Raw genomic sequence first — 24,761 nt, 5'->3', positions numbered from 1 at the left:
TTTTTCATCCCGATGGTTTTATTAATTCTTTTACTGGCAGGCTGTAAGGGGGAAGAGAAGGAAGTAAAAGAAGTGAGTGGTGACCCGCCAACTGGCGATTTAGCTCCTTTAAGCAAGAAAACGAAGGTGTTGATTGCAGAGGATGGCGCTGCATCTGGGGCCGGTTTTTATATTGCTAAAGAAAAAGGGTATTTTGAGGATTATAACATAGACGTAGAATTTACTCAGTTTGCCAACAGTGATGATATGCTTCCAGCACTGGCAGCTGGGGAGGTGGACATTGCCGGAGGTATCTCTACAAGTTCATTCTTTAATGCGATTGCTCAGGGAATTGATGTAAAAATAGTAGCCGATAAAGGGCATTATGTGAAAGGCAAATCCTATTTTTCTTTTGTGATCCGCAAAGGCCTTGAAGATGAGATTAAGGACTATTCAGATTTAAAGGGCAGGAAAATAGCCGTTTCTTCAAAGAACGCGGTGGATGATTATATTTATCATGAGATGCTTAAACATGCCGGTTTGTCGGAGGATGATGTGGAATTTGTGCTTATGTCTGACTTTGGAAACATGCTGGCTGCGATGGGAAATGGCACGATAGATGCGGCTCTTCAAATTGAACCGTTAATTACACAGGGTGTTGAAAAAGGGATTCATACTCGCTTCAAGGATGCGACAGACTTTGCACCTAATGCTCAAATTGCAATGGTGCTTGCTTCTCCGGTGTTTTTAGAAAAAGAAGAGGATGTTTCCTTAAGGTTTATGGCGGCTTATTTAAAAGGTGTTCGTGATTATAATGATGCTTTTAATAAAGGAGAAGGAAAAGAAGAAATTATTGAGATCATGACGAAACATACCGCATTAAAAGATCCTTCTGTTTGGGAAAAGGTATCCGTCACTGGTTTAGATCCTGATGGGAAAATGTTTATAGATGATATTAAGAAACAGTATGAAATGTATGAGAAAAATGGGGCAACCCGCGGCGAGTTTGATTTTGAAAAATCAATTGATACGTCGATTACTGAAAAAGCCGTTGAAGTTATCGGTGAATATGAAGAGTAGCATAAAGCCGCTGGTTCAGCGGCTTTTTAACATTGATAAAATTTTTTTGTGTTTTTCAGCAGTCTATTATAAACATCGCTCGGTTCCAGCTGTTTTATATTACTGATGATTTGAATCGATTCATGAATCATGCGGGGATGGGTAAGTTCCTTCTCGAACTCCCCTTTAAAAGGCCAGGGTCCGTCTGTTTCCACCATCAAATATTCAAGCGGGAACTTAGAGACGATGTGCTGGATTTCCTTTTCATAACAGGAGTCCGGAGTAACTGAAATGAAATAACCCGCTTTTCTTATTTGTTCAAGTGTATGGTCGGAACCTTTAAACCAATGGAAATGAGCTTTTTCCACAGAATGCTTTTTTAATAGGTCTAGTACAATGTTTGCATCTTCGTATACGGCATGGCAAATGATGGGTTTATCCAGCTGTTTTGCTAAGTCTATATAGGTCTCTAACATATTTATATACTCTTTCAAATTGGAAACTTTGCCTTTTTTCCGTAAATAATAAGGAAGCCCGACTTCTCCAATTGCATAAAAGTTATCCTTTTCTTTAAAAATAAGATCTACAATATCCGCTGTTTCTTTCTTTGAAGGAAGCGGCTGTTCAGGGTGATACCCGGCAGCCGGTTTTATTTGAGGGTAGGTTTTATTCAGGCGCAGGTTTTCAACAGCAGAGGTATAGTTATTGGATACAGAAATCATCGCTTCGATCTTTTCCTTCAAGAGGTCCTCAATTATTTGCTGCCTTTCATGCTTTTCATACATATCAAAATGAATGTGGGCATCGATAATCGGAAATTTCATCTTAGTCCCCTTTTCACATATTTTTCTTTTTTTAGAGCATGACATACCATATTTTAGAATTCAATAAATAGACATGTTTATTAATAAAAAAGCTCAAACTACTAATAAAGGAGGAGATCCTATGGGTAAAAAAGCAAAAAACAAAAGCAAAGAAGATATAAATGCCTTAAAACGTCAAAAAGGGGAACAGGGTAAACGCACAAAATAGGAGAGAACTCTCTTTTGGAAGAGTAGTTCATTAGTATTCCCCTAATTTTGGCTTAAGAGGTAAAAAAATAAACGCCTTATCCTTACAAAAAAGGATAAGGCGTTTATATTAATAATGGATTGGAGATCCTGGTCCAAGATTTATGCCAAAGAGCATCCACACGATGAGGAGCAGTCCCCATGTAACGAAGAATATGATGGAATAAGGGAACATTACAGAAATCATAGTTCCAATACCCATTTTTTTATCATACTTCTGAGCAAATGCGATAATGATCGCAAAATAGGTCATGAGCGGTGTAATGATGTTTGTAGATGAATCAGCTACACGATAAGCCATTTGAGTGAGCTCAGGTGAATAGCCAAGCTGCATCATAATTGGTACAAACACGGGAGCCATCATTGCCCATTTAGCTGAGGCACTACCAATAAATAAGTTGATAAAACCAGCTACAAGCATAAAGGCAATAATTAGTGGGATTCCTGAGAGATTAATAGATTCCAGGAATTCAGCGCCAAATACTCCTAGTACAATACCCATGTTAGACTCGGTGAAGTAAGCAACAAATTGACCGGCCGTGAAGGCAAGTACAATAAACATTCCCATGGAAGCCATAGTATCGGAAAGCTGATCAGCTACATCTTTATCGTTACGGATTGTTTTTGTAACTTTACCGTATACAAGTCCTGGGATAAAGAATAAGATCGCTATAATCGGTACGAGTGAACTCATGAAAGGTGATTGCACAATAGCTCCATCTTCTCCTCTCATCACTGCATCAGGCGGCAGGATTAGTAATGAGAAGGCAGCCGCTGCGATAAGGAGGGAAATACCTGACCAAATCAAACCTTTTCTTTCAATGGGTTCAAGTCCTTTTAAATCTTCTGTATTGTCGCCTTTGTATTTACCAAGACGAGGTTCAACAATCTTCTCAGTAACCAAAGCCCCTACAATGGTAAGAAGAAATACTGATGCAATAATAAAGTAATAGTTCATCGCAATGTTCATACCTTCCGCATAGGCAGGGTCTATTACAGCAGCTGCATCAATTGTTAATTCTCCAAGCATTGGGTCTGTAGCAGATAGGAAAAGGTTAGCACTAAACCCGGCAGATACACCGGCAAAAGCGGCGGCTAATCCAGCAAGAGGATGTCTTCCAAGAGCTGCAAATATCACAGCGCCAAGAGGAGGAAGGACTACATAACCAGCATCAGAAGCAACGCTGGACATAATCCCTGCGAATACTAAACCTAAAGTTACAAGACTTCTTGGTACAGATAATACAAATCCTCGAAGGCAGGCACTGATTAATCCTGTTCTTTCAGCGATACCAATCCCCAGCATCGTCGCTAGAACTACACCCAAAGGAGCAAATCCAATGAAATTATCGACCATGCTTTCAAAGATATACTGAATACCTTCACCACTTAACAGGTTTTTAACCCCAACTGTTCCTCCATCTTCACCAGGATGATCAACCGAAACTCCTGTAGCTGAAACAATTGCGGATACAAATACAACAAGTAATGCTAAAATAGCAAATAGCGTAATAGGATGCGGGAGTTTATTTCCTAAGAATTCAATCCCATCAAGAAAACGCTGAAAAAGTCCTCGACGTTTCTTTTCCATTATTTCGACTCCTTCCCTGACAGAAACTTTAACAATAATTTAAGATTTCTGAAAATTGTAAACAAAATTTACATTGTAAACTCCGTGTAAGTCATTATAAAAGAAAATAAAATAAATTAAATAGGTTTGTAAAAAGTTGTACAAGTGAAAATATTTTGTCATCTCTTGTCGATACTGGTATGAAAGGGTTTTCATGGAAAGGGGAGCATAGTATTTTTTTTAGATGAATTATAAATAAAAAGTAAAGCTTACAGATTTCTCTGCAAGCTTTACTTTTTACGAAGCTGTATTTTTTTCAGTTTTATTAATGAGAGAGGTCCCAACAAGATCTCCTGTTACATTGAGTGCCGTACAACCCATACCGACGAGGACATCAACAGCTGTTAGTAGTGCAACAGCCTCCATCGGCAGTCCCAGCTGGGTAAAAACCGTTGCAATCATTATAATCCCGGCCCCAGGTACTCCTGCTGTTCCTACAGAAGCAAGAGTACCGATAATCACAACTTGCAGGATTGCTGCAAAGCTGAGAGGTTCATTTATAATATTAGCGGCAAATACCGCGGAAACTGCGATTCGTATAGCGGCTCCGTCCATATTAATAGTTGCACCAAATGGAAGGCTGAAGCCATATAAACTTTGATTTAACCCTAAATTTCGTGCGGCATTTAATGTGAGTGGCAGCGTGCCAGAACTGCTCTGGGTAACAAATGCCGTTGCCATAGGTGTTCTTGCTTCTTTAAAGAAAGTGCCAGGTCTTATCCTGACCAGCAAAAGAGCCACTGTATATAAACAAAGCTGGACGAAGAGTGCAGCATATAATACTCCGATAAAGCTGCCAAGTTCTAATAAGTTAGAAGCTCCCTGACTGCCGACCACATCGGCAATTATGGCAAACACACCAATAGGTACATACTGAAGGATGCCTTTCATTACTGCTAAAGTTGCTTCATTAAGGGCATGAAATATGTTATAAAGCCGTTCTCCCAGCTCTTTCTGATCCGGTGAATTGCGTAAATAAGAAACGGCTAAACCAAAGACTAGAGCTGTGAAAATAATACCCAGTAAATTTAATTCAGAAAAAGCCGTGATCATATTATCAGGTACGATGTTGAGTAAAACCTGAACTACACCGGGGTTTTCGGGAGACTCAAAGCTTTCATTTCCTCTTAAACTTACTCCGGACCCTGGATTAAAGAGGCTTGCTATGCTGATGCCAACGAGAATGGCAAGCGCCGATGTTGCTAAATAGTAGAGAAACGTTTTCCCGCCCATTCTTCCAAGGTTTTGAAGGCTTGTCTGGTTTACACCAATAATTAAGGTGAAAAGAATAAGCGGCAGAATAATAAACTGCAGTAGACGAAGCAGTAAGTCTCCTAGCGGTGATAAGACAGCTGCATTTTCACCGAAAAACAGGCCAGTAAGCACACCGATTATTAAGGCAATCGTGATCTTCTTAATGAGCGAAGCTTTAATGTATCCAGCTGCAATCTTTTTCATTAACAAAACCTCCTCTATATTAATTCCAATTGTTTTACTTAGTTTTAACTTTACTTACACTATATTAATTCTCCATAGTGTGTCAAAAAGAATGCTTTTTACACGTATTGAAAGCTAATATATAGTAACCTGAGAGTAATAGATTTAGAAAGGAGTTTTGTGTTATGTATGAAGGATTGCATCACGTTTCCATTTTAGTTACCGATATTGAACGGGCTAAACAATTTTATGGGGAAAAACTGGGCTTCGAAGAAAGCGGGGAACGTCCGGACTTTGGTTTTCCAGGAGCATGGTATCAGATCGGGAATACCCAGCTGCATCTTATCGTTCATGAAGAGGGAAATACTTTACGTGGAACAACCGAGATTGACAGTCGGGACGGTCATTTTGCGATCCGTGCAGCCGATATTCACAAAGTCATTGAAAGACTTCAGGAGCAGAACATTAAATTTGTGAACAAGCCGAATAATAAAACTGATTGGCACCAGGTCTTTATCAGCGATCCTGACGGAAATCTTATTGAGTTTAACAAATAGGAGGAGGTCTTTTATGGGGAACCCTAATGATTTTACGAAAATGACGGGCATTAAGCATCCAATTGTACAGGCCGGAATGGCTGGCGGGATTACAACATCTGACTTAGTAGCTGGGGTATCAAAAGCGGGCGCACTAGGCACTATAGGTGCCGGTTACATGAATGCTGATGCATTGGAAAAGATGTTAAATGAAATTAAGGACTTAACCACTTCTCCATATGGTGTGAACTTATTTATTCCAGAGCGGCCGGAAATAAATGAAAAAGAATTAAAAGAAGCAACTGAAAAGCTGGCGCCTTATCGTAAAGAATTAAATATCGAAAAAAATGAACTTCCTTCCCTTCCCAATGAATTTAATCGTCAGCTGGAATTGATTATAAAGCATCAGGTGCCTGTATGCAGCTTTACTTTTGGCGTACCGGACAGAGATATTGTGCGTGAGCTGAAAAAGCAAGGAATTATCGTCATAGGCACAGCAACCACTGTGGAGGAAGCTCTCATTAATGAGGAAAATGGGGTGGATGCTGTTACCGCACAGGGAAGTGAAGCTGGCGGGCATCGGGGAACATTTAAAGATTCTTTTGAAAAAGGAATGATAGGGATGATGTCATTAGTGCCTCAGGTCGTGGATAAAGTCCAAATTCCCGTCATTGCAGCAGGAGGAATTATGGACGGTAGAGGTCTGCTGGCTGCACAAGTTCTCGGAGCACAAGGGGTTCAAATGGGTACAGCATTTGTGACAAGTGTTGAAAGCGGGGCAAAAAGTCTTCATAAAGAAGCCATTTTACATACAGCTGAAGACCAAACAGTCATTACATCAGCATTTAGCGGAAAGCCTGCAAGGGGCATTGAAAACCAGTTCACTCGTGAAATGCAAAGTGTAGACACACCTCCTTATCCATTGCAAAATTCTTTAACAAAAGAGATACGAAAAGAAGCCGCGGCTCAAAATAAACCAGATTATATGTCCTTATGGTCGGGCCAGAGCCCCCGGTTAAGCAGACATCTTTCAGCAGCCGCTATTATTGAGCAGGTTATGGCTGAAAGAGAAGATGCGATCAAACACTTATCTTGAAACAAACTTATTCTCACTCACCCAGAATCGCCACGGATAATGCCGTGCTTCACCAGAGTTATCAATCCCGATTCGGCTGCCTTGAGAAATTTCGATAGGTTTATAACCTTCTTTTATATAAAGGGGAGGAATATTTAACGAATGACCGTAGTCTTCTTGAGAAATACCAAGAGCTTTTGTCAGCTTTCCTGGTCCATTCGTTAAATCCTTCTCTTTTTTATCTCCTCTTCTTTCATACATTAAATCAATACCTTGAGCCGGCTCAACGGCACGGATAAGTACAGCCTCGGGCTTGTCGACAGGGCCGCTTACTACATTTACAAGGCAGTGGGTATGCATGACATATGTGTAAGCATTACCAGCCGGGCCAAACATAACCTCCGTACGTTTTGTTCTAAGGTTGTTAAAACTGTGGGCCGCCTGATCTTCTGGTCCCATATAGGCTTCTGTCTCTACGATATAGCCAGAAGCTGTACCATCCTTTGTTTCCTTTATCAGCTCGCACCCTAGTAATGACCGGGCCAGCTCCAACGTTGGCTGCTCATAAAATTCTTTAGGTAAAATGCTCATAAGAGAATCTCCTTTTTATATATTCTTATTCAGGAAGTATATCACTTGATGGGACATGCAGGAAATGAACTGAATTTTTTATTAATGAATATGAAAGAATCGTTTACAATAGGAGAAGGAAGGGGGTAAAGGTATGGAACCCTTTATCAGAAGTGACCAGTTTAATTACATCAAAGAACAGATTAACCATCTGATCAACGCTCATACTACTGTTAACGATTCAGGCGTTCTGGAGGCTATGAGCTCCTTAACCGAAGAAAAAGTAAAAAATGTTTTTCCTAAGCTCCATGATCATCAGGCAGCGCTTTTAAATAAAAGTAAGGAAATCGTCGATCAGGCAGATGCTGTTTTCTTTCTATCCCAGCTGCGTGCTCACGTCATTCCTTTTCCTCAAGTAAGTGAGGATAAATTGAAAAACCTGTTTCCAAAGGTGAAAAAGTTAAAAATACCCGTACTAGAAGGCATAGATCTAAGAGATATAAGCTATATTGGGTGGAATGACTATGGTGCAAAACGGAAGTATTTAGTCACCTTCATTGAAGGAGATTGGCACGGTTTGGAAGGAAGCTTTTCAAGCAGTTATCAGGAAAATATTTGTACGATTTGTAATAGCCATGAAAAAGTCGGTCTGTTTTCTGCAAAGATTAAATCGTCAGGAGATCATCTTCTAAAAAGAGGCAATTATATCTGTCAGGACAGCATGGTCTGTAACCAAAACATATCAAGTCTTCATAATCTTCATCAGTTTGTACATCGTATGAAAGAAGCGTCTTTTTAAAAAGGCGCTTTTTTAGACTTTTATTATTTAATCTTTTGCTTTGCGAAGATTGTCTCAAAGATTTCTTTTATTAAGAGCCCTAATCCGTTTGCTTGAATAAAGAGACCCGGGCCTGGGGAAAGACTCGCTTTCCATGGGCGATCGGTGAGCTTCCTCAGGCAAAAGCCTTCCGGGATTCTCGCTCAGTTCTCTATCCTAGAGTACAATGCTGTCGGTTCCGTTTATTTTAATGTAGAGACCCGGGTCTGGGGAAAGACTCGCTTTCCATGGGCGAACGCTGAGCTTCCTCAGGCTAAAGCCTTCCGGGATCTCACCCTGTTCTCTTCTCCCATAGGAGTCTCGCCGTTTCCCCCGGCCCTTTGCGTTTGTTAGAATAACGGAACTTTAACGTAAGAAGACTAAGGTAGAGGATCTTTCTCCAAATTTAGTGTTTCGTTTTCACCACCACTGGTAAAGAGGGTGGGAAATGGCGAGACTCCTGCAGGGAGATAGAGCCAAGGTGAGATCCGCGAGTGTAACGAGCTAGCTCACCGGCTCCCCGCGGAAAGCGAGCTATTTCCAACCCTCGTTCCACTTTATAAAGTAAACGGAACCGTCTTTCCACTTCTCAAAAATAAGAAGTAGCTATTTCCCAGCCGTTTTTTCAAACTTGATAACGAACCATTCTCTATTCAAACTTATAAGGTATAAGGAAATAACGGTTCGACTCCTGCACAGAGAAGAGCCAAGATAAGATCCCCGAGTGGAACGAGCTAGCCTCATCGACTCCCCGCAAAAACGAGCTAGCTCACCGATACCCCAAGAAAGAAACCTGTTCTCATTAAGCATAAATAGACAGGAAACCTTGAGAATCACCTGATAAAGTTGAAATTAAGGAGTGAGTCATATGACAATGGTTAAATCATTACAAAAAGCGATTGATTATATGGAAAAGAACCTGATGAATTCGATTTCAATCTCCGATATTGCAGAAGAAGCCTGCATGTCTCCCTATCATTTTCAGCGTTCCTTTACCATCCTGACAGATACCTCAGCAGGGGAGTACTTAAGACGAAGAAGATTAACCTTGGCCGCACATGAGCTCTCCCGTTCCAACGCTAAAGTAATCGATGTTGCCTTTAAGTATGGCTATGAAACTCCTGAAGCATTTACTAAAGCTTTCCGCAGGCAGCACGGGGTATCGCCGAAAGAAGCCCGGTTATTTGCTGGAAAGCTGACCTCTTATAACCGCTTGGTCATCCAGGTGAATTTGAAAGGAGCAGAGCCGATGCAGTATCGAATGGTTGAGAAAGAAGAACTGCAAGTCGTTGGGGTGAAACAACAGTTTTCTTTAATTAATGGTGAGAACGAACAGGGTATTTCTAAAATGTGGGAAGAAGTAAATGCAAATGGTACCACTGATGATATCATGAGCTTAAGCAATCAGAAAATCGAAGGTTGTCTCGGAGTTTGTGTAGGAGAACCTGAAGGTGAGAAGATGGAATATTGGATAGCTGTAACATCTGATCATAACGATGCAAAAGGGTATGAGACAAGACAGATTCCAGCAGCAAAATGGGCGGTATTTAGTGTTCACGGTGCCATGCCACATGCCATTCAGAAGGTATGGAAGCAAATATACTCTGAGTGGTTTCCATCCAGTGGTTATGAACACGCACCTTCTCCGGAGCTTGAAGTATATGGAGACGGAGATCCTTACAGTGAGGATTATTATTCAGAGATTTGGATCCCTGTTAAATAGCTTTACAGAGTAATCCCCGAAGAGCCATTGTTCTTCGGGGATTTAGTTGTATATTATTTTACGCCCACTGCATCGTATGCCTGTTTAACAGAGATTGTCTGCTGAGAGTTTTCTCCATATATATCAATTGCAGACTGGATGGCAGCTTGTCTCATCATGCTGAAATCAGAAGTGGGTGTTAAATATTTCGTAAGGGCCCGGTAGTAAATTTGTTCTGTTGCTTTTCGGCCAATTCCTTCTACTTCTACATCATAATGAGTACCGCCTTCGGAAAGCAGGTGAGCGGCTTTATTGTTAATACTGGAGTTTACGTGAACACCACCGTTGTCAAGCTCTCCGGTATATAGCTTGCTATAGTGATCTGGATACCCTTCTTCAGGGTTTAAAGGATTTGGAATAGAAGCAGGGTCTTCCAATGAACGCAGCGCATCCCCTTCTATGTCCGGTGTATAAATATCCTCACCCATCAACCAGTCATCACGGTCAACCATTGCTCCAAGAATATCAGAAAAAGATTCATTCAGAGCTCCTGGCTCGTACTGGTAGACGAGGTCCGCAGAGCGGTCGGTAACTGCGTGTGTTAACTCATGTCCGATAACATCCAATGCTCCTGAGAAAGGAATGAATGTATCTCCATCTCCGTCCCCATACATCATTTGAACGCCGTTCCAAGCAGCATTATTCCAACCGTCTCCTACATGTACGGAAGAAATCAGCCGTGCTCCCTCATCATCAAAAGAATCTCTGTTAAAGGTCTCCTCATAATAGTCATATACATCTGCAGCATGAGCCTGAGCATCAACAGCAGCCGGATCAGAGAAGAACTTGTGATTACTTGTAATCTCATCTCCGTGATAGCCGAAGATCTGTGAAAGTAAATTAAATAAATTTGGATCTAGATTAAGAGCGTTAAATGTATGGATGCCATCGCCTCTTGTGCCGTCGTATAAGTAATAGCTGTTATTGTCTTTTGTTACTTCAAATTTCTTCTTATCTCCAAGAACACCTTCTCCAAAAGCTGTTACATTATCAATTGCATTGAAGCTTTCAATGATCTCTCCATTGCTGGCATCAACAAAATAGTGCCAATACCCAGGAGCTGGGTTAGATGTGGAAGCTTTCACTAAATAGGTTAAGTGGAAGTCTCCCTCTTTATCAAATAGGTACAATTCAGCTTTTGGATCAGCATCATACGCTTTAACTTCCCCAATCTTATCTTCAATAGCTTGATTGACTTTACTTTCTGCCTGAGCTGCATCGATAGAAGGAGAAGTGTCTAGATTTTCTTTATGTTCTTGCGGAACCACCTCGCCAAAAAAGGCAGTGACTTCTTGGTTATCAGTGATAGAGATAGTCTGTTCAGAACCATAAATAGGGACACCATTTTGGTGTTCGACTAAGCGTAGGTGAGAGGTGCCGGTTTCTTTATCTTTCTGAGTGTCCACAACTTTAAAATGGTTTTTCATATTTCCTTTTAGTTTCAATTTATCTTTTTGATACTCAAGGTAAGATAAGGCGATCTCCTCTTCAGTTACCTTTTTCTTAGAAAGGGTCAGCTTTGGAGGCATTTCCCACTTCTCAATGATATAAGAAGGTGTGTTATATTTATCATTTATCTTGATTTGATTTTCATCCGCGTGGACTGTGCTCAGTCCGCCAAGGGCAATGGCTAATGCCGCGGCTGACGAAAAGATTTTTTTCTTCATTAAAGATGTCCTCCTTTATATAATACAGGCTTTAAACCCTTATTCGTAATCATTGCCATCTGTTTGCTTCGCATTAAATGTCCACTCAAGGTTCATGTCATCGCCTTGAAAGATATTTTGATCTTCCCCGCTGTCTACAAATTCAAATTCTACCCAAAGCGTATTCTCCATACCTACATCCAGGCCTCCGCGCTGCTCCCATAGAGGATCGAAAATATCTTTTGCTACTACATCCGGATCCATCGCCTGTAATTCACTTAACGTTGTTTGAAATACAGGTTCACTTTCCTTATCCCAGTTCCAAAGGAAATTTACGCGAATGTGATCCCCAAGGTCATCTCCGCCGTTATTGCCTTTTGCATCGACTACTTGATAATCCGTTAATAGACTAATAGACTTAATGTCCAATGTTCCTTCATTTGCTAATTTAAATTCTTTCAATACTGAGTCTCCAGGCTTTAAGTCTGTAATATCTACAATTACCTGAGGGTTTACAGAGACATCAAGAGTTCCCATTCCAAATGTGTTACTAGTTGTTTCTTCGTCACTAAAATATGCATATGTACCTCCTCCCATAAGTGATAGTCCCAGCGACGCTGTCACCAATCCTCCGCTTAATTTCTTCATAAATCCCATCTAAATTCCTCCTTATATATAATGGACTCTTATGCAGAAGCATAAGAAGTGACACACGAGTTACGCTGCTTTTTCCTGACTTTTTAAATCTCTCGCTACACCTCTGAATGTAAATAAAGCAGAGGTGAAGAGAATGAGACCAGGAATAAACAAGAGAAGCGCTGATCCAAGCTTTGACCCGGCGTAGCTTAATAGATAACCGGCATATGGAATAGCAAAGCCTGTGTAATGCCCGATCACATTTTCGGATAAAACGGGATCAAGATCTACACCGTCATTGTTATCACCTTTCGTCCTGTAGATGGTATCCTGTTTGGTTTGTTCTACTTCAGTCACCCGGTGAGTAACGATGTTTTCATCTTTATCGATAAACGTAATAACATCACCTTTTTGATAGCCAGTCGGATCTTCCGTAAGCTTCACAGAGATTATGGAACCGGTAGAAAATTCAGGTTCCATCGATCCAGATAAAACGGATTTAAACTGATGATTAAGAATAGTCGGCTCGCCGCCGCTGGCCTTTACAGCTATGACTAACACAGCAAGACATATTACAAGCAGGCAGCCTGCTAGAGAAAGAGCTTTTTGGAAAAATTTAAACATTCTCTTCAACCTTTTCATCTCCTTTATAATTTTCGGTTTCAGTATCTGTTGAAGAAACCTTTATTTCTTCATTTTCACTTTGTTTTTCGGTATCTTCAGCAGAATCGGACGGAGTTGTTTCGACTGATTTCTGATCGTCCTGTTTTTGAACATCCTTTTCCGAAGAATATTCCTCCTCTTTTTTAGTTTCTTCTGTTTGTTTTGGTTTCTTAACATCAGCTGAAGTAGAGGTTTTTTTCTTTTCTTTTTGCTCTTTTTCTTTCTCTTTCTCTTTTTCCTGCTCTACTTCTTTCTCCTTTATTTCTTTACGCTGCTCTGTTTGCCAATTCTCAAAGTCATCTTCAAGAAGCTGTAAATGTTCATCCACCTTTTTTATGTCAATCTTCTTAAATTTCTTATGTAAGTCATATGCTTGCTGCAGGCCTTCTTCTATAAAAGAAAGAGAATCTGATCTGTTTTCTTTTAAAAAAGATAGGGTCTTTTCATATTTAATTTGAAATTCTTCCATATCTGTCTTTAGATGCTGTCGCTGTTGGTTTCCAGTTTCTATCGCTTCCTCATATTGATCTTGAGAGGGATGTTGTACTGGAATATTTAATAGATGATCATAGTCTGCAGAAATGTGCTCATAAAGCTTTTCAAGGTTTTTTATCCGTTCATTCATCCCGCTCTCAAAAACAGGAGAAGTATGAAGGTTTATCTCTTTTTCTTCCGTCGCGACAAATACTGCTTCTGTATTAGAGGTGAGTTGAGCCAATAACCCTACCGTGAAAAACAGGAGGGAAGCTGAATAAATGAGAGGGTGTAACTTGCTTTTAAACACTGAATATCTCCTTTCTCTAGCGGAAGTGTCTATGTCAATTATCGTTAAAAAATGAAAGATTTTGTATTAGCCATGAGGAGTAAAGTGACAAGAAAAAAGAATGAGAATGAGTTACTCCATGTGGCCTATACGATATAGGACCTTCTAAATTGCAAACTAAAAAAACCCTCTAAATTAGAGGGTTTTTTTGTTAAGCGATGATCCAATTTTTTTGAACAGCATATACGATTGCCTGTGATCGGCTGCTGACTTTAAGTTTCTTATATATATTGCTTATGTGAATTTTAACAGTTTTGTCACTTATATAAAGCATTCGGCCGATTTCTTTATTCGTAAAGCCTTTGGCGAGCTCTCTTAATACTTCTTTTTCCCTTGGTGTCAGTATCTCTTGAGAAGATCTTCCCGGGTGATATCTGCTGTGAAGAAATTCTTTGGTCATAGATGGGGGAATCACACAGTTTCCTTTATAAATATTTTGAATGCCGTAGATAAGTTCATCGCTTGAAGTGTCTTTTAGTAAATAACCTTCAGCCCCTGCATCCAATGCCTGCTTAAGGTAATGCTCATTATCTTCTACAGTAAGAATCAGGATTTTAATATGTGGAAATTTCTTTTTTAAAAAAACAGTAAGGTCAAGCCCGCTTTCATCTTGAAGATGAATGTCTGCAAGGATTACATCAGGAAGACTGGCTTCGGTTTTCTTAATAGCTTCTTCAATAGTACTGGCAGACTCTACAACTTTCATATTGCTGTCTAAATTAATTACATGTGATATTCCGTCCCTTAGTACAGTATGATCGTCAACTACCATAACCCGAATCATTTACATATTAACCTCCTATTAGTAATTTAACCACTCCTGACAATTAATTAATAAAACCTATCCTAATCTTTATGTATGATACATATTTTACCATTAATAAAGAATCAAATCTATTTTAATAGGAATATTGTCATGCGACAAAATAAGTCAAAATTAGTCATTCTGTATGAATTTTATGGGAAAGAGGGAAAGTAAAAGAAAGAGATATGGGAGTGTTTATTTATGACTTATGATTGCATCATTATTGGCGGAGGAATTGCAGGGCTTCAGGCTTCTATTCTTCTCGGACGCTATAAGAGAAAGGTACTTGTTATTGACTCTAATAATGGACGATCAAACCGCTGCCGCGAGTATAATAATATTCTGGGGTTTGAAAAAGGAGTAAGCGGTATGTTTTTAAGAGAAGCAGGTCGCAAACAAGCAGAAGTTTATGGCATTTCTTTTCTAGAAGAGAAAGTGACACATGTACATAAGGATAAAAAAGAATTTATAGTTCATACTCAGTTTGGAGGGAGTTTCGCTGGAAGAACATTGCTTCTGGCGACTGGAATAAAAGATAATATTCCGCCATTCCCTGGGCTTGAACCCTGTCTCGGTCTTTCTGTATACATTTGCCCAGATTGTGATGGTTACGAAGTAAAAGATAAAAAGACGATCGTGATGGGATCTGGAGATAAGGGAGCAAATATGGCATTAGCCCTGCTTTATTGGAGTTCGGATATTACTTACATTAATAATAATGGTCAAAGAATTTCTGGGAAGATCAAGAAAAAATTAAAGAAGGCAGCCATACCAGTTGAAAAGAAGAGGATCAGGCAGATCATCCAGGAAGAAGGTATTTTTCACGGCGTCTTGTTAACAGATGGCGGGTTAATTGAAGGGGAGAAAGCGTTCGCAGCTTTTGGCGGTAATACAGTACATTCGGAATTAGCTAAGACATTAGGGGCAAAAACATTCAAAAATAATCATTTAAAAACAGATCCCCATACAAAAATGACCTCGGTAAATAATCTGTGGGCTGCGGGGGATATAACTGCCCATTCGGAGCTTGTCACAGTCGCAATGGGAGAAGGAGCACAGGCGGCCATTCATATCCACAAAAGTCTATTTCAATTAAAGTAGAAGAGGAGAGAGAGTCTCCTCTTCACTAAAGCTGTCCGCTGTACCAGGAGAAATATCCAAACTGTGCAGCTATAAATACGAGAAAGCCGAGAACACTAAACATCACGATCGGAAAGATCCAATCAGCCTTGCTGATTTTAAATTCTCTATAGTAAGTTCTGTCACGGCTGCCGGTAAACCCTTTGGATTCCATGGCTACAGCAGTTCGTTCGGCTTTTCGGATGGCACCTGCTAACAGTGGAATAATGAATCGCTTATACTGGGCAAGCTTCTCTTTAAAAGTAGAAGCTTGATTCATACCTCTTATCCGATGAGCCGTTTTTATCTGCTGAAATTCGCTCTTCATCATAGGAAGGAAACGATAGCCTGCTAAAATTCCATAAGCAAGTTTAGGAGGCAGCTTCAACTGCTGAATTAAACTTAAAATAAAATCTATCATATTTGTGGTAAAGATAAAAAGTAGAGATAAAGCAGCAAAAGCCAGAATTCTTAAAGATAAAGAAAGCGCAATAGTAACGTCTTCTTTAGGGAAATTGAACCCAAAAACAGTTAATTGTTCATTAGGCGGATGGGGAACGTCAGCAAAGATAAGAGTCGTCCAAAGTGTGCCTAGGGCAAATATAAGGAATGGTATAAAGTAAAAAAAGTAGTATTTCTTTTTAAAAGAGCCTAACAATAAAGTGATAGACAGTGTCCATAGCAAATACAATAAGGGAGTAATCGGGTCAAACAGTAAGGCTAAAAAGATGACGAGACCCACAATAGTTAAGGCTTTAACGGTGGGATTCATATTATGAAGATACATAACGAAAGTCCCCTTGCTTTATAAATTGGTTTAATTTTACACGGGGAGGAAGGTCAAGATGATAATCCTTAAGGTGTTGCCGCTTCCAAAGCTCCTGTGGACTTTCATCGAAGACAATTCTGCCATTCCCCATAACAACCGCTCTAGTGGCATACTGATCGACAAGCTCCATATCGTGGGTAATCATCACAATTGTCGTTCCCTGTTTAAACTTTTCCGAAAGGCAGGTCATAAGTGTTTCGGTCGAAGCAGCATCCTGGCCGAATGTAGGCTCATCCAAAATTAGGATAGATTGCTGTTTAACAATCATAACGGCAACACTTAAACGGCGCTTTTGTCCCTGGCTTAATGTAAAAGGATGGCGGTGCTGAAGGCCGTCCAGCAAACATTCTTTTAATGTATTTAACACAATCTCATCTATTTCTTGTTCGGATTTACCATCCAGCCTTAAACTAAAGGCTACTTCGTCATATACACTATCCGTTATAAATTGATGTTCAGGGTTTTGAAACACATATCCTATATGCTCGCGTAAATCCGCTTCATTCCAGCTTTTAAGCTTTTTGTTTAAAAGCTTCACTTCTCCATGGTCTGGTACTGTAATATTAGCCAATAAACGAGAGAGTGAGGTTTTTCCACTTCCATTAGCTCCTAAGATCGCAATGAATTCACCTTTACCGATTTGAAAGTCTAATTCCGTAATGACATCCTTCCATTGAATTTCATTCGCTTCCATAAGGAGCGAGCCTTTTTTATAAGTGTGTTCAATTCTGTTTTGTTTTTCATTAAGCCTGGGAGCCAGCTCTTCTAAGGTTAACGGCAGGGGAAGAATATCTTTCTTTAAAGCCAAACGAGTGGCGTACGGCATCCAAATCCCTTCTGACTGCCACTGACTGGAATGAAGCAATACGCCCTCATTAAGAGGGCCTTCATACAAAGTCTGTCCGTCCTTTTGCATCACATATACTCTGTGAATGATGTGGATCCATTCATCCAGCTGATGCTCAATAACAACGAGGGTAATACCCAGCTTCTCCTGGATACGAGTGAGTACATTAACAAAGTCAGTTGTAGCTGTCGGATCCAAATTTGCTGTTGGCTCATCTAGGATAAGGACAGACGGTTTCATTGCAAGGACACAGGCCAGTGCCAGCTTTTGTTTCTGTCCTCCAGAAAGTTCAGTAATATTTGCTTGTTTAAAAGCGAGAAGGCCGACTAAGTCTAGATAGGTTTCGATAATGGATTCCATCTGTTCCTGTGGTACTTGAAGGTTCTCCAGTCCAAATGCCATCTCATCCTCAACGGTCAGCATGCAGAATTGGGTTTCAGGATCTTGAAAAACGATACCGACATAGCGGCTTAATTCTCCTGAAGTGTATTCCGTGGTGAACTTGTGGAAAATTTTTACTGTCCCTTCCATCGTTCCATCTAGTTCTTCAGGATAGAGGCCGTTTAAGCATTGGATAAGGGAACTTTTCCCAGAACCGCTTGGCCCGAGAATAAGCAAGGTTTCACCTTTGAAAATTTTCAAGCTTAAATCTTTAAACACAGGCTTTTCAGTTTCTTCATAATGAAGGGTAAGATTCTGAGCTTCTATTATTGGCTTCATGCCGCTTTTTTCCTCCTTAATTCTTTTCCAAGCGGGAAGCTTGAGAGCACCCCAGTTTTAGCTAAAGAATCACTTAAGACTTTTCCAAATATACCGGCAATTATCGCCCCGCTGATCATGCGTACTGCTAACATGGCGGTTACGTAAGATGGATCGAGCGCAGCGTAGCCAGAGCGAAAGTATCCCCAGACAAAGCTGAAAATGGCAGCAAGTACTCCGGCAAGCATAAGAACTATAAGGTTGTACTTTCTATAACGGGTGATGGCAAAAGCCGCTTCAGCTCCTGCCCCTTGAATCATACCTGTAAGAATAAGAAGGGGTCCGAGAGCGTTCCCAAGAAGAACCTCCACTGTAGCTGCTACCGTTTCAGATAAAAAGGCAGCACCCGGTCTTCTTAAAATATAAGCCGCAATAATAGAGACAATAAACCAGATTCCAAAGATTAAATCATATCCAATCGGACCGAAAAAACCGACAAGAATTTGTCCAATGGGCATGAAAGCTAAGTACACAACACCAAAGACAACAGCAAGTACAGAAAGAACAACGATTTCCTTCAGCTTCCAGTTTTTCATTTAGTGCTCCTCCTTTGAAGAGGGACTGTTTGCTGAAATTGTTACGGTCATCACGGTGTGAGAAGACCCGCTTTTTTCAGTTTCTCGGAATACATCCTCAAGCCCGGTAAAGATTGCATGCGTATCCCCGTCAAGACGTGTAGAATAATGAGCCGATGATACGGCAACGCCTCTCGTTTTCATTCTCTCAATTTCTCGGTAGATTGTCTCCATATAGGAGCCACCTCCCATTGGATAGAGAGAAAATTTTGCCGCAATGTTTTGTTGGATCGATTGGACAGAAGGGGCGTTTATTCGGTCAGCCGTTTCAGCCATATAGACATCACCAGATGAATCACCGGGACAGCCTATGGAAAACGTACCCTGGAAAGCGGCATGTATGCCAGTTTGGGCAACTGTCAGCAGGATGGCTTTGGCCACGTCAAAAACATGCTCGATTCGACCTCTAATTGTAGTTGTCACCTCATCTGTCTTCAACCATACCTTAGTCGTATCGACCTTCTCTAAACTTTCCACAATGTACTCCACAAACTGGTCTGCCATCGGATGGACCGAAAAGGAACATCCGGCAATACGTAAACCTCCACAATGGTCGTTCATAATAAAAACCTCCTTTAATGATAAGCACAAAAAAACTGCATCCCTATGGGAATGCAGTCATCTCATCTGAAAAGAAGTTTCAAATACCTTAAAAAGGTGATTCGGCTGACTGCACTTCCCCACGCTGGTATTATCCAGATCGGGTACAAAGGGTCAGAGTCATCCTCTTCTCAGCCGCGCTATGGCAGCTCCCCTAGTGCTAATTCTTCCTTATGCAGTTTTTATAATGCTTTAATGATATCCTAGCTGAATCCTTACCGTTTGTAAATGTAAAAATGGAAAACTTCACAATCTGGAAATAAAACCCGATGTCTTGCAGGCTGCTATATAAAAAGAAGTAAACCGATTATTTGAGCGATCAGTTAAGGGAATTTGTAGATTTATAAGAGAAAATGAAAAGAAAACACAAAAAAAGACGGCTCAGCCGTCAGCATTATCCTGCGCTTAGTAATAATAGACCAATACTTTACGATCAATTTTCAGAAAAATGGAAAAAATTGTACATACTATAATGAACTTATGGTATACTCAAAACGCAGGACCTGTATCAGAATGAGTAAAACCTCTTGCAGGGAGGTGATGGCCCGTGAGTCCGTTTGAAGCAATAAGCGTAATGTTAAGCTTTGGGATGCTGATAGCGGTTTTAATACACAATAAACAATAAAATACTCAGCCTCATTCTGATTTTAAATCCAAGGTGTTGGGGCACCTTGGTTTTTTTTACATTAATAATTATATCTTTAATACAACATGATATCAAGTAGCCGCCGACCTACTTCTGAAAATATATTGATCTGTTTTGACCTATAAACAGTCAATTTAGACTATTTACTCACAACTTCCAAGGTTACGACCGAACTAATTCGACAAGGTATTTCTCATTTCCTCAAATTTTTACCAGACAAAATATTTTATAGTTGAGTATCTCATATTTAAAGCTATTATTACTTATAACCTTTTTAGAGACAGGTTAAACGATAACTTTTTAAAAGGTGGCTGTAAAATGATTCCTTTAATTTCTTCCTGGAGCGGCGGCAAGGACAGTGCTTATGCTCTTTATAAATGTATGCAAGACAATCAATATCATGTGAAAGGATTGTTTTCTACAACCTCTTCCAGGACAGGAAAGCTTCCCATTCACGAGGTGGACAGAGAGATGATTTACCAACAGGCTCAATCGATCGGACTTCCGTTAAATGAGGCAGTTATTGAAGAGCAGGCGGATAATTCTACATATGAAAGGGTCATGAATCAAAAGTTTAAAAGATTTAAGGCTTCGGGAATATTTACGATTGCATATGCGGATTTATATTTAGAAGATATTAAAGCATACAGAGACGATTTGCTTAAGAAAACGGGAATGAATGGATATTATCCATTATGGAAGTTGGATACGAAAACGACAGCCAGCAAATTTATCGAAGCAGGATTTAAAGCTGTAATTACAACGGTTGATACTGAAAAACTTCCCGCAGACAAAGCAGGCCAGTTGTTCTCGAAATCATTTGTTGACACACTTCCAAGTGGAATTGATCCATGCGGGGAGAATGGAGAGTTTCATACATTTGTTTATGATGGCCCAATTTTCCAGTACCCTGTTTTGTATAATACAGGCAGACGATTTAAAACATTGAATGGACGATTTGCTCACATAGAAATTCTTCCAAATGGAAATGCTAATTCTTATTAGAAATTTTTCTTTTGCAGATGTTGATTTGAGACACTTTTTATATTTGACATAGGATAAATGTTAATGCCTTCTTCATACTAATGGAGAAGGGAGGGACGATTGCTATGGGTAAAGACAGACAGGAAAAAAAGCTAAGAGAGTCAGGGAGAGTAGAGTCTGATCGTGATCAAGACTTGAGCTATCCAGGATCAACAAAGCTTGAAGGACCGGAAGAAGCTCGTAAAAGAAACCGATAAAAAAACTCTCATCTGCTTATTGGCAGATGAGAGTTTTCCTTTTTCTACTCCGGTTATAGGATACGGTGCCGTTTTCATGAATACAGAGACGGGCCAGGTAAGGCGAATCGCTTTTCATGGGAAAACGGTGAGCTTCCTGAGGCCGGGTCCCCGCAAAAAGCGAGTGATTATCCAGTCACTTTTTTGCTCTACATAATAACAGGGGGCCCCTATAATTCCGTATGAAAAAATTCTTACTTGAACTTGCAGAAGGTGATAATTTTTTTGTATAGGACAATCCTGGAACTGGAAAAGCTAAGTTACAAGGGGGATTTCATATGATGAATGTGTTTGAAGCTTTGTCACTTATGATTAATTTCAGTATGCTTGTGATCGTTATTTTGAAATTCCAGGATCGTGATGAAGAGTAATCTTAAAACTTCACTTCCTGTCGCTCCTTAATTTGATTTTTGTGAAAAGGGGAGTGAAGTTTTTCTTGAATAATACTGAGGACGTTTCCATCAGGATCAATAATATCAAAACTCTTCATCGTGTTTGTGTTGTGGATGTCTGTTGGTGTCGCTCCGTTATTTTTAAAGTTCTGCCAGGCTTGCTCAATATCATGGACGGTCAGATTAAAGTACACGTTTTTCTTTTCCTGATTTATTTGAAACTCTGAAGGCTGGGGATTAGTTACTTGTATCAAATTGATAGACGTTGAACCAGAAGAGAAAACATATCCTGCGCCATCGGTCCATTCATCTACAAGAATTAATCCAAAGTTTTTTTTATACCATTGTTTTGAAATTTCTAATTGAGTTACAGGAATAAATATACTGCCTACTTGAAACATGGGGCATCACTCCTTTTCTTAAAGATTTCTGCGAAGAGCCTAAAAATCCTTTAATTAAAGAAGAAAATTTGCTGAAGGGGGAAGAGAGGCTGATCGGCGGAGGGTTAGATTTATATATTAAAAGGCTGACGAGAGAAATCGTCAGCCATTTTGATAATTAACTATTATTCATCATCTTCAACAATCGGGTATACACCATTTTCGTCGTGTGTTTCTTTACCAGTGATCGGCGGGTTGAATACGCAGACCATGCGCATATCCGTATTAGCACGCAGCATGTGCTCATCATTTTGATCAAGTGCATAAATTTCATTAGCTTTGATCGGCCATACTTTTCCATCTTTCAAAGTTTCAACTTCACCATCACCTTCAATGCAGTAAACCGCTTCAAGGTGATTTTGATACCAGATGTGAGTTTCAGTGCCTGCTTTAATTGTTGTATCGTGTACGGAATAGCCCATTCCGTCCTTCTTAAGGAGAAGGCGGCGGGATGTCCAGTTTTCACCTTTTACTTCATTTTCTGTTCCGAGTACATCATCTAGTTTAACTACTTTCATGTTTGAGTCCTCCAATTTAATAATGTTGTATTGTGTGATTATTGTTGAATGTATGGAGAAAGTAGGGTTCCCCCATATCAGTTGTTATGAAGTAACAAGATCGTTTTCTTTTGCGACAGATTTTACGGATTCTTCAATAATTTTAAATCCTTCTTCAAGAGCTTCATTATCAATGTTGATCGGCGGGAAGAGTTTGAAGACTTCATCGTCCGCACCGGCAGTTTCCATAATTAATCCATGTTCAAACGCGCGTGCTGCTACTTTATCAGAGAATCCTTCTACTTCTGAGCAAATCCCCTGCATAATTCCGCGTCCTTTGCGGTATCCTTTCATTTCCGGATACTTTTCTATAAGGTCTTCAAGGAAAGCCGTGATTTTTTCAGCTTTTTCCTGAATGCTTTTCTCAAAGCTTGGATCTTCCCAGTATTTCAGAGCTTCAGTTGCCGTAACAAAAGCCATGTTGTTTCCGCGGAATGTTCCGTTATGTTCGCCTGGAGCCCATACATCATGTTCGGGCTTAATAAGCGTAATGGCAAACGGAAGGCCGTAGCCGCCGATTGATTTAGAAAGGCAAATGATGTCTGGTTTGATTCCTGCAGGTTCAAAGCTGAAGAACGTACCTGTACGTCCAACACCGGCCTGCACATCATCAATGATCAGAAAGATGCCCCAACGCTTACAGAGGGTTTCCAATTTTTTCAGCCATTCAAAGCTTGCGGTATTCAGTCCGCCTTCTCCCTGGACGGTTTCAAGAATAACAGCTGCCGGGATTTCTACACCGCTGCCGCCGTCTTCAAGATAGCGCTCCAAATAATCAAGAGAATCAGAACTTTCATCGATATAATTGTCATAAGGCATCGTTGTCGTGTGATGAAGCGGAATACCGGCTCCTTTACGTTTAAAGGAGTTTCCAGTTACTGAAAGAGCCCCAATGGTCATCCCGTGAAAACCATTGGTAAAGCTGATTACTTCGGTTCGACCTGTCACTTTCCGGGCAAGCTTCAGAGCACTTTCCACCGTGTTCGTTCCTGTTGGTCCAGGAAACATTACTTTATATTCCATATCACGGGGTTTTAAGATCGCGTCATTTAGCTTATTTAAGAAGTCTTTTTTAGCTGTCGAAGCCATATCCAGACTGTGAGTAATTCCATCGTTTGTAATATATTCAATCAGCTTCTGCTTCATATTGGGATCATTGTGGCCATAGTTTAACGCTCCTGCCCCACTGAAGAAGTCGAGGTATTCTTTTCCGTCAACGTCCCACATTTTATAGCCCTGGGCTTTTGTAAACATCGTCGGAAAGCTGCGGCAGTACGAGCGAACCTCTGATTCTAACTGTTCAAATACACTAAGATCGTTATTCATTTCTTAAAATCCTCCTCGGTTAGTAGAAAAATAGCAGTTTATTTAGTAAGGGGTCCGACGCGATATGTCAGTTCTTCTTCATGACCTTCGCCAGGGAAAAGTTCTTCCCCAAAACAGTCAGAAACCTTGCATTGCGTGTTATTATGACGAGCAAGTTTTTGGAATAAGGATTGAGAAGCTTTATTGGACGGTGTTACCGTCGCTTCTACATATTTCACATCTTTACAGCTTTCTCGTTCCAGAAGTCCGTTTAAAAGTCTGGAGGCTATTCCTTTTCCTCTCTGAGACTCATCTGTCCCTACCTGCCAGATAAATAATACGTCCTCTTTTTCCGGCGGGATAAACGCTGTAACAAATCCTACAACTTTGTCATCCTCTTTTGCCACGATACAAGTCTCCGAAAAGAATTCACACATCATTATATATTTATAAGGTGAATTTTGATCGAGGGATGAGTTATTAACAAGCTCCCACATTGCGGAACCGTCTTCTACTGAGGGTTTTTCGAAGGTTAAGCTATCAGTCTTTTGAATCGTTGCGGTTGTACCCGTTTCTATCGTTTTAATGATAACGTCCTCCTTTAGTTTTTTTATTCCCATTGGGAATGGATCAAACGTTTACTATCCAATACCCTGTTTTATAAAAAAAAATCCTATAAATGCGCTCATCACGCCTTTTAATCAAAATGGGAATAACCAATATTTTTATAATAGGGGTGCAGATGAATATTATCAAACCATTCTAAAGTTGATTAAACGTGATAAAGCTTAAAGAGTGCGGATGACACCCACTAAGTGGGAGCATTGTTTAGTTTGCTTATAAATAGTAGTGTTTTCAGGAGATTTCAAGAAATTAGGAAATTTCATTCTTTTCAAATCCTTCG

The 24,761-nt window shown here is 40.1% G+C and carries 28 protein-coding genes and 1 riboswitch; of the genes, 11 read left to right on the top strand and 17 right to left on the bottom strand.

The features are described 5' to 3' along the window. Positions 1-12: 12 nt before the first annotated feature. Positions 13-1,059: an ABC transporter substrate-binding protein gene (locus tag B7E06_RS15750; RefSeq protein WP_425432229.1), complete on the top strand. Its 1,047-nt coding sequence runs from the start codon at positions 13-15 to the stop codon at positions 1,057-1,059. Positions 1,060-1,085: 26 nt separating this feature from the next. Here B7E06_RS15750 and B7E06_RS15745 read toward each other — a convergent pair whose 3' ends face one another. Continuing rightward, a complete protein-coding gene (locus B7E06_RS15745) occupies positions 1,086-1,862 on the bottom strand; it encodes a TatD family hydrolase (RefSeq protein ID WP_082234889.1) in 777 nt (258 codons plus the stop codon). Positions 1,863-1,935: 73 nt separating this feature from the next. On the opposite strand from B7E06_RS15745, the gene B7E06_RS22260 reads away from it, so the two are divergent. Further along, positions 1,936-2,070 carry a hypothetical protein gene (locus B7E06_RS22260; protein WP_281249110.1) on the top strand — a complete coding sequence of 45 codons (135 nt, stop codon included), beginning with the start codon at positions 1,936-1,938 and terminating at the stop codon, positions 2,068-2,070. Positions 2,071-2,178: 108 nt separating this feature from the next. On the opposite strand, the gene B7E06_RS15740 is transcribed toward B7E06_RS22260, so the two are convergent. Beyond that, positions 2,179-3,699: an AbgT family transporter gene (locus tag B7E06_RS15740; RefSeq protein WP_082234888.1), complete on the bottom strand. Its 1,521-nt coding sequence runs from the start codon at positions 3,697-3,699 to the stop codon at positions 2,179-2,181. A gap of 276 nt (positions 3,700-3,975) precedes the next feature. Next, positions 3,976-5,196 (bottom strand): dicarboxylate/amino acid:cation symporter, encoded by a 1,221-nt coding sequence (locus tag B7E06_RS15735; RefSeq protein WP_082234887.1) that lies wholly within the window; start codon positions 5,194-5,196, stop codon positions 3,976-3,978. Positions 5,197-5,360: 164 nt separating this feature from the next. Here B7E06_RS15735 and B7E06_RS15730 point away from each other — a divergent pair, with 164 nt between their 5' ends. Continuing rightward, entirely contained in the window at positions 5,361-5,732 is a 372-nt protein-coding gene (locus tag B7E06_RS15730; RefSeq protein ID WP_082234886.1) for a VOC family protein, read from the top strand. Between the two features lie 13 nt (positions 5,733-5,745). Beyond that, entirely contained in the window at positions 5,746-6,807 is a 1,062-nt protein-coding gene (locus tag B7E06_RS15725) for an NAD(P)H-dependent flavin oxidoreductase (RefSeq protein ID WP_082234885.1), read from the top strand. Here B7E06_RS15725 and B7E06_RS15720 read toward each other — a convergent pair. Further along, positions 6,799-7,377, bottom strand: coding sequence for a DNA-3-methyladenine glycosylase (locus B7E06_RS15720; RefSeq protein ID WP_082234884.1), 579 nt, complete (start codon positions 7,375-7,377; stop codon positions 6,799-6,801). The two genes, B7E06_RS15725 and B7E06_RS15720, sit on opposite strands and share 9 nt — an antisense overlap. 133 nt (positions 7,378-7,510) lie before the next feature. Here B7E06_RS15720 and B7E06_RS15715 point away from each other — a divergent pair, with 133 nt between their 5' ends. Next, positions 7,511-8,155, top strand: coding sequence for a FusB/FusC family EF-G-binding protein (locus B7E06_RS15715; RefSeq protein WP_082234883.1), 645 nt, complete (start codon positions 7,511-7,513; stop codon positions 8,153-8,155). Between the two features lie 886 nt (positions 8,156-9,041). Continuing rightward, positions 9,042-9,896: an AraC family transcriptional regulator gene (locus B7E06_RS15710; protein ID WP_082234882.1), complete on the top strand. Its 855-nt coding sequence runs from the start codon at positions 9,042-9,044 to the stop codon at positions 9,894-9,896. A gap of 53 nt (positions 9,897-9,949) precedes the next feature. Here B7E06_RS15710 and B7E06_RS15705 read toward each other — a convergent pair whose 3' ends face one another. The 5 genes from B7E06_RS15705 to B7E06_RS15685 all read right to left on the bottom strand — a co-directional run bounded on the left by B7E06_RS15705 (position 9,950) and on the right by B7E06_RS15685 (position 14,487). After that, positions 9,950-11,602 (bottom strand): M4 family metallopeptidase, encoded by a 1,653-nt coding sequence (locus tag B7E06_RS15705; RefSeq protein WP_082234881.1) that lies wholly within the window; start codon positions 11,600-11,602, stop codon positions 9,950-9,952. 39 nt (positions 11,603-11,641) lie between these two features. Further along, positions 11,642-12,238 (bottom strand): CalY family protein, encoded by a 597-nt coding sequence (locus B7E06_RS15700; RefSeq protein WP_082234880.1) that lies wholly within the window; start codon positions 12,236-12,238, stop codon positions 11,642-11,644. A gap of 60 nt (positions 12,239-12,298) precedes the next feature. Continuing rightward, positions 12,299-12,850, bottom strand: coding sequence for a signal peptidase I SipW (gene sipW / locus B7E06_RS15695; protein WP_425432202.1), 552 nt, complete (start codon positions 12,848-12,850; stop codon positions 12,299-12,301). Beyond that, entirely contained in the window at positions 12,834-13,664 is an 831-nt protein-coding gene (locus B7E06_RS21915) for a hypothetical protein (protein ID WP_082234879.1), read from the bottom strand. Before B7E06_RS21915 ends, sipW begins: the two co-directional genes overlap by 17 nt. A 190-nt stretch (positions 13,665-13,854) precedes the next feature. After that, positions 13,855-14,487 (bottom strand): response regulator, encoded by a 633-nt coding sequence (locus B7E06_RS15685; protein ID WP_082234878.1) that lies wholly within the window; start codon positions 14,485-14,487, stop codon positions 13,855-13,857. A 222-nt stretch (positions 14,488-14,709) separates the two neighbouring features. On the opposite strand from B7E06_RS15685, the gene B7E06_RS15680 reads away from it, so the two are divergent. Continuing rightward, the gene (locus B7E06_RS15680) at positions 14,710-15,609 is read left to right on the top strand and encodes an NAD(P)/FAD-dependent oxidoreductase (protein ID WP_082234877.1); all 900 of its coding nucleotides are present in this window, start codon (positions 14,710-14,712) and stop codon (positions 15,607-15,609) included. Between the two features lie 25 nt (positions 15,610-15,634). On the opposite strand, the gene B7E06_RS15675 is transcribed toward B7E06_RS15680, so the two are convergent. The 4 genes from B7E06_RS15675 to B7E06_RS15660 are packed head-to-tail and all read right to left on the bottom strand — an operon-like array spanning position 15,635 to position 19,198. Continuing rightward, positions 15,635-16,414, bottom strand: a complete 780-nt coding sequence (locus tag B7E06_RS15675; protein WP_082234876.1) for an energy-coupling factor transporter transmembrane component T family protein — start codon at positions 16,412-16,414, stop codon at positions 15,635-15,637. After that, positions 16,401-18,023 carry an ABC transporter ATP-binding protein gene (locus B7E06_RS15670; RefSeq protein WP_082234875.1) on the bottom strand — a complete coding sequence of 541 codons (1,623 nt, stop codon included), beginning with the start codon at positions 18,021-18,023 and terminating at the stop codon, positions 16,401-16,403. Before B7E06_RS15670 ends, B7E06_RS15675 begins: the two co-directional genes overlap by 14 nt. After that, entirely contained in the window at positions 18,020-18,598 is a 579-nt protein-coding gene (locus B7E06_RS15665; protein ID WP_082234874.1) for an ECF transporter S component, read from the bottom strand. Before B7E06_RS15665 ends, B7E06_RS15670 begins: the two co-directional genes overlap by 4 nt. Next, a complete protein-coding gene (locus tag B7E06_RS15660; RefSeq protein WP_082234873.1) occupies positions 18,599-19,198 on the bottom strand; it encodes a YkoF family thiamine/hydroxymethylpyrimidine-binding protein in 600 nt (199 codons plus the stop codon). It abuts the gene before it with no gap. A gap of 99 nt (positions 19,199-19,297) precedes the next feature. Beyond that, positions 19,298-19,403, bottom strand: a riboswitch (TPP riboswitch). 381 nt (positions 19,404-19,784) lie between these two features. Between B7E06_RS15660 and B7E06_RS22430 the strand changes: the two genes are divergently transcribed. The 4 genes from B7E06_RS22430 (at position 19,785) to B7E06_RS22135 (ending at position 21,534) form a co-directional block, all read left to right on the top strand. Beyond that, complete coding sequence (locus B7E06_RS22430) at positions 19,785-19,862, top strand: putative holin-like toxin (RefSeq protein WP_371809626.1); 78 nt, start codon at positions 19,785-19,787, stop codon at positions 19,860-19,862. Between the two features lie 339 nt (positions 19,863-20,201). After that, complete coding sequence (locus tag B7E06_RS15655) at positions 20,202-20,888, top strand: Dph6-related ATP pyrophosphatase (protein WP_082234872.1); 687 nt, start codon at positions 20,202-20,204, stop codon at positions 20,886-20,888. Between the two features lie 104 nt (positions 20,889-20,992). Next, complete coding sequence (locus tag B7E06_RS15650; protein WP_082234871.1) at positions 20,993-21,124, top strand: YpzI family protein; 132 nt, start codon at positions 20,993-20,995, stop codon at positions 21,122-21,124. Between the two features lie 317 nt (positions 21,125-21,441). After that, entirely contained in the window at positions 21,442-21,534 is a 93-nt protein-coding gene (locus tag B7E06_RS22135) for a putative holin-like toxin (protein WP_245807755.1), read from the top strand. Between the two features lie 2 nt (positions 21,535-21,536). Here B7E06_RS22135 and B7E06_RS15645 read toward each other — a convergent pair whose 3' ends face one another. From B7E06_RS15645 to ectA, 4 genes are all read right to left on the bottom strand, one after another. Then, entirely contained in the window at positions 21,537-21,956 is a 420-nt protein-coding gene (locus tag B7E06_RS15645) for a VOC family protein (RefSeq protein WP_082234870.1), read from the bottom strand. Positions 21,957-22,120: 164 nt separating this feature from the next. Beyond that, positions 22,121-22,513: an ectoine synthase gene (locus B7E06_RS15640; protein ID WP_082234869.1), complete on the bottom strand. Its 393-nt coding sequence runs from the start codon at positions 22,511-22,513 to the stop codon at positions 22,121-22,123. 84 nt (positions 22,514-22,597) lie between these two features. Next, entirely contained in the window at positions 22,598-23,878 is a 1,281-nt protein-coding gene (gene ectB / locus B7E06_RS15635) for a diaminobutyrate--2-oxoglutarate transaminase (protein ID WP_082234868.1), read from the bottom strand. Positions 23,879-23,916: 38 nt separating this feature from the next. Continuing rightward, entirely contained in the window at positions 23,917-24,477 is a 561-nt protein-coding gene (gene ectA / locus B7E06_RS15630; protein ID WP_082234867.1) for a diaminobutyrate acetyltransferase, read from the bottom strand. Between the last annotated feature and the right edge of the window lie 284 nt (positions 24,478-24,761).

Source organism: Halobacillus massiliensis, assembly GCF_900166625.1.
Lineage (GTDB): Bacteria > Bacillota > Bacilli > Bacillales > Halobacillaceae > Halobacillus_A > Halobacillus_A massiliensis.
This window is presented reverse-complemented; position numbering and strand designations above follow the sequence as displayed.

Coding starts and splice junctions, on each gene's coding strand:
- B7E06_RS15750 (WP_425432229.1), top strand. CDS start 13: ATGGTTTTATTAATTCTTTTACTGGCAGGCTGTAAGGGGGAAGAGAAG.
- B7E06_RS15745 (WP_082234889.1), bottom strand. CDS start 1,862: ATGAAATTTCCGATTATCGATGCCCACATTCATTTTGATATGTATGAA.
- B7E06_RS22260 (WP_281249110.1), top strand. CDS start 1,936: ATGTTTATTAATAAAAAAGCTCAAACTACTAATAAAGGAGGAGATCCT.
- B7E06_RS15740 (WP_082234888.1), bottom strand. CDS start 3,699: ATGGAAAAGAAACGTCGAGGACTTTTTCAGCGTTTTCTTGATGGGATT.
- B7E06_RS15735 (WP_082234887.1), bottom strand. CDS start 5,196: ATGAAAAAGATTGCAGCTGGATACATTAAAGCTTCGCTCATTAAGAAG.
- B7E06_RS15730 (WP_082234886.1), top strand. CDS start 5,361: ATGTATGAAGGATTGCATCACGTTTCCATTTTAGTTACCGATATTGAA.
- B7E06_RS15725 (WP_082234885.1), top strand. CDS start 5,746: ATGGGGAACCCTAATGATTTTACGAAAATGACGGGCATTAAGCATCCA.
- B7E06_RS15720 (WP_082234884.1), bottom strand. CDS start 7,377: ATGAGCATTTTACCTAAAGAATTTTATGAGCAGCCAACGTTGGAGCTG.
- B7E06_RS15715 (WP_082234883.1), top strand. CDS start 7,511: ATGGAACCCTTTATCAGAAGTGACCAGTTTAATTACATCAAAGAACAG.
- B7E06_RS15710 (WP_082234882.1), top strand. CDS start 9,042: ATGACAATGGTTAAATCATTACAAAAAGCGATTGATTATATGGAAAAG.
- B7E06_RS15705 (WP_082234881.1), bottom strand. CDS start 11,602: ATGAAGAAAAAAATCTTTTCGTCAGCCGCGGCATTAGCCATTGCCCTT.
- B7E06_RS15700 (WP_082234880.1), bottom strand. CDS start 12,238: ATGGGATTTATGAAGAAATTAAGCGGAGGATTGGTGACAGCGTCGCTG.
- B7E06_RS15685 (WP_082234878.1), bottom strand. CDS start 14,487: ATGATTCGGGTTATGGTAGTTGACGATCATACTGTACTAAGGGACGGA.
- B7E06_RS15680 (WP_082234877.1), top strand. CDS start 14,710: ATGACTTATGATTGCATCATTATTGGCGGAGGAATTGCAGGGCTTCAG.
- B7E06_RS15675 (WP_082234876.1), bottom strand. CDS start 16,414: ATGTATCTTCATAATATGAATCCCACCGTTAAAGCCTTAACTATTGTG.
- B7E06_RS15670 (WP_082234875.1), bottom strand. CDS start 18,023: ATGAAGCCAATAATAGAAGCTCAGAATCTTACCCTTCATTATGAAGAA.
- B7E06_RS15665 (WP_082234874.1), bottom strand. CDS start 18,598: ATGAAAAACTGGAAGCTGAAGGAAATCGTTGTTCTTTCTGTACTTGCT.
- B7E06_RS15660 (WP_082234873.1), bottom strand. CDS start 19,198: ATGAACGACCATTGTGGAGGTTTACGTATTGCCGGATGTTCCTTTTCG.
- B7E06_RS15655 (WP_082234872.1), top strand. CDS start 20,202: ATGATTCCTTTAATTTCTTCCTGGAGCGGCGGCAAGGACAGTGCTTAT.
- B7E06_RS15650 (WP_082234871.1), top strand. CDS start 20,993: ATGGGTAAAGACAGACAGGAAAAAAAGCTAAGAGAGTCAGGGAGAGTA.
- B7E06_RS22135 (WP_245807755.1), top strand. CDS start 21,442: ATGATGAATGTGTTTGAAGCTTTGTCACTTATGATTAATTTCAGTATG.
- B7E06_RS15645 (WP_082234870.1), bottom strand. CDS start 21,956: ATGTTTCAAGTAGGCAGTATATTTATTCCTGTAACTCAATTAGAAATT.
- B7E06_RS15640 (WP_082234869.1), bottom strand. CDS start 22,513: ATGAAAGTAGTTAAACTAGATGATGTACTCGGAACAGAAAATGAAGTA.
- ectB (WP_082234868.1), bottom strand. CDS start 23,878: ATGAATAACGATCTTAGTGTATTTGAACAGTTAGAATCAGAGGTTCGC.
- ectA (WP_082234867.1), bottom strand. CDS start 24,477: ATGGGAATAAAAAAACTAAAGGAGGACGTTATCATTAAAACGATAGAA.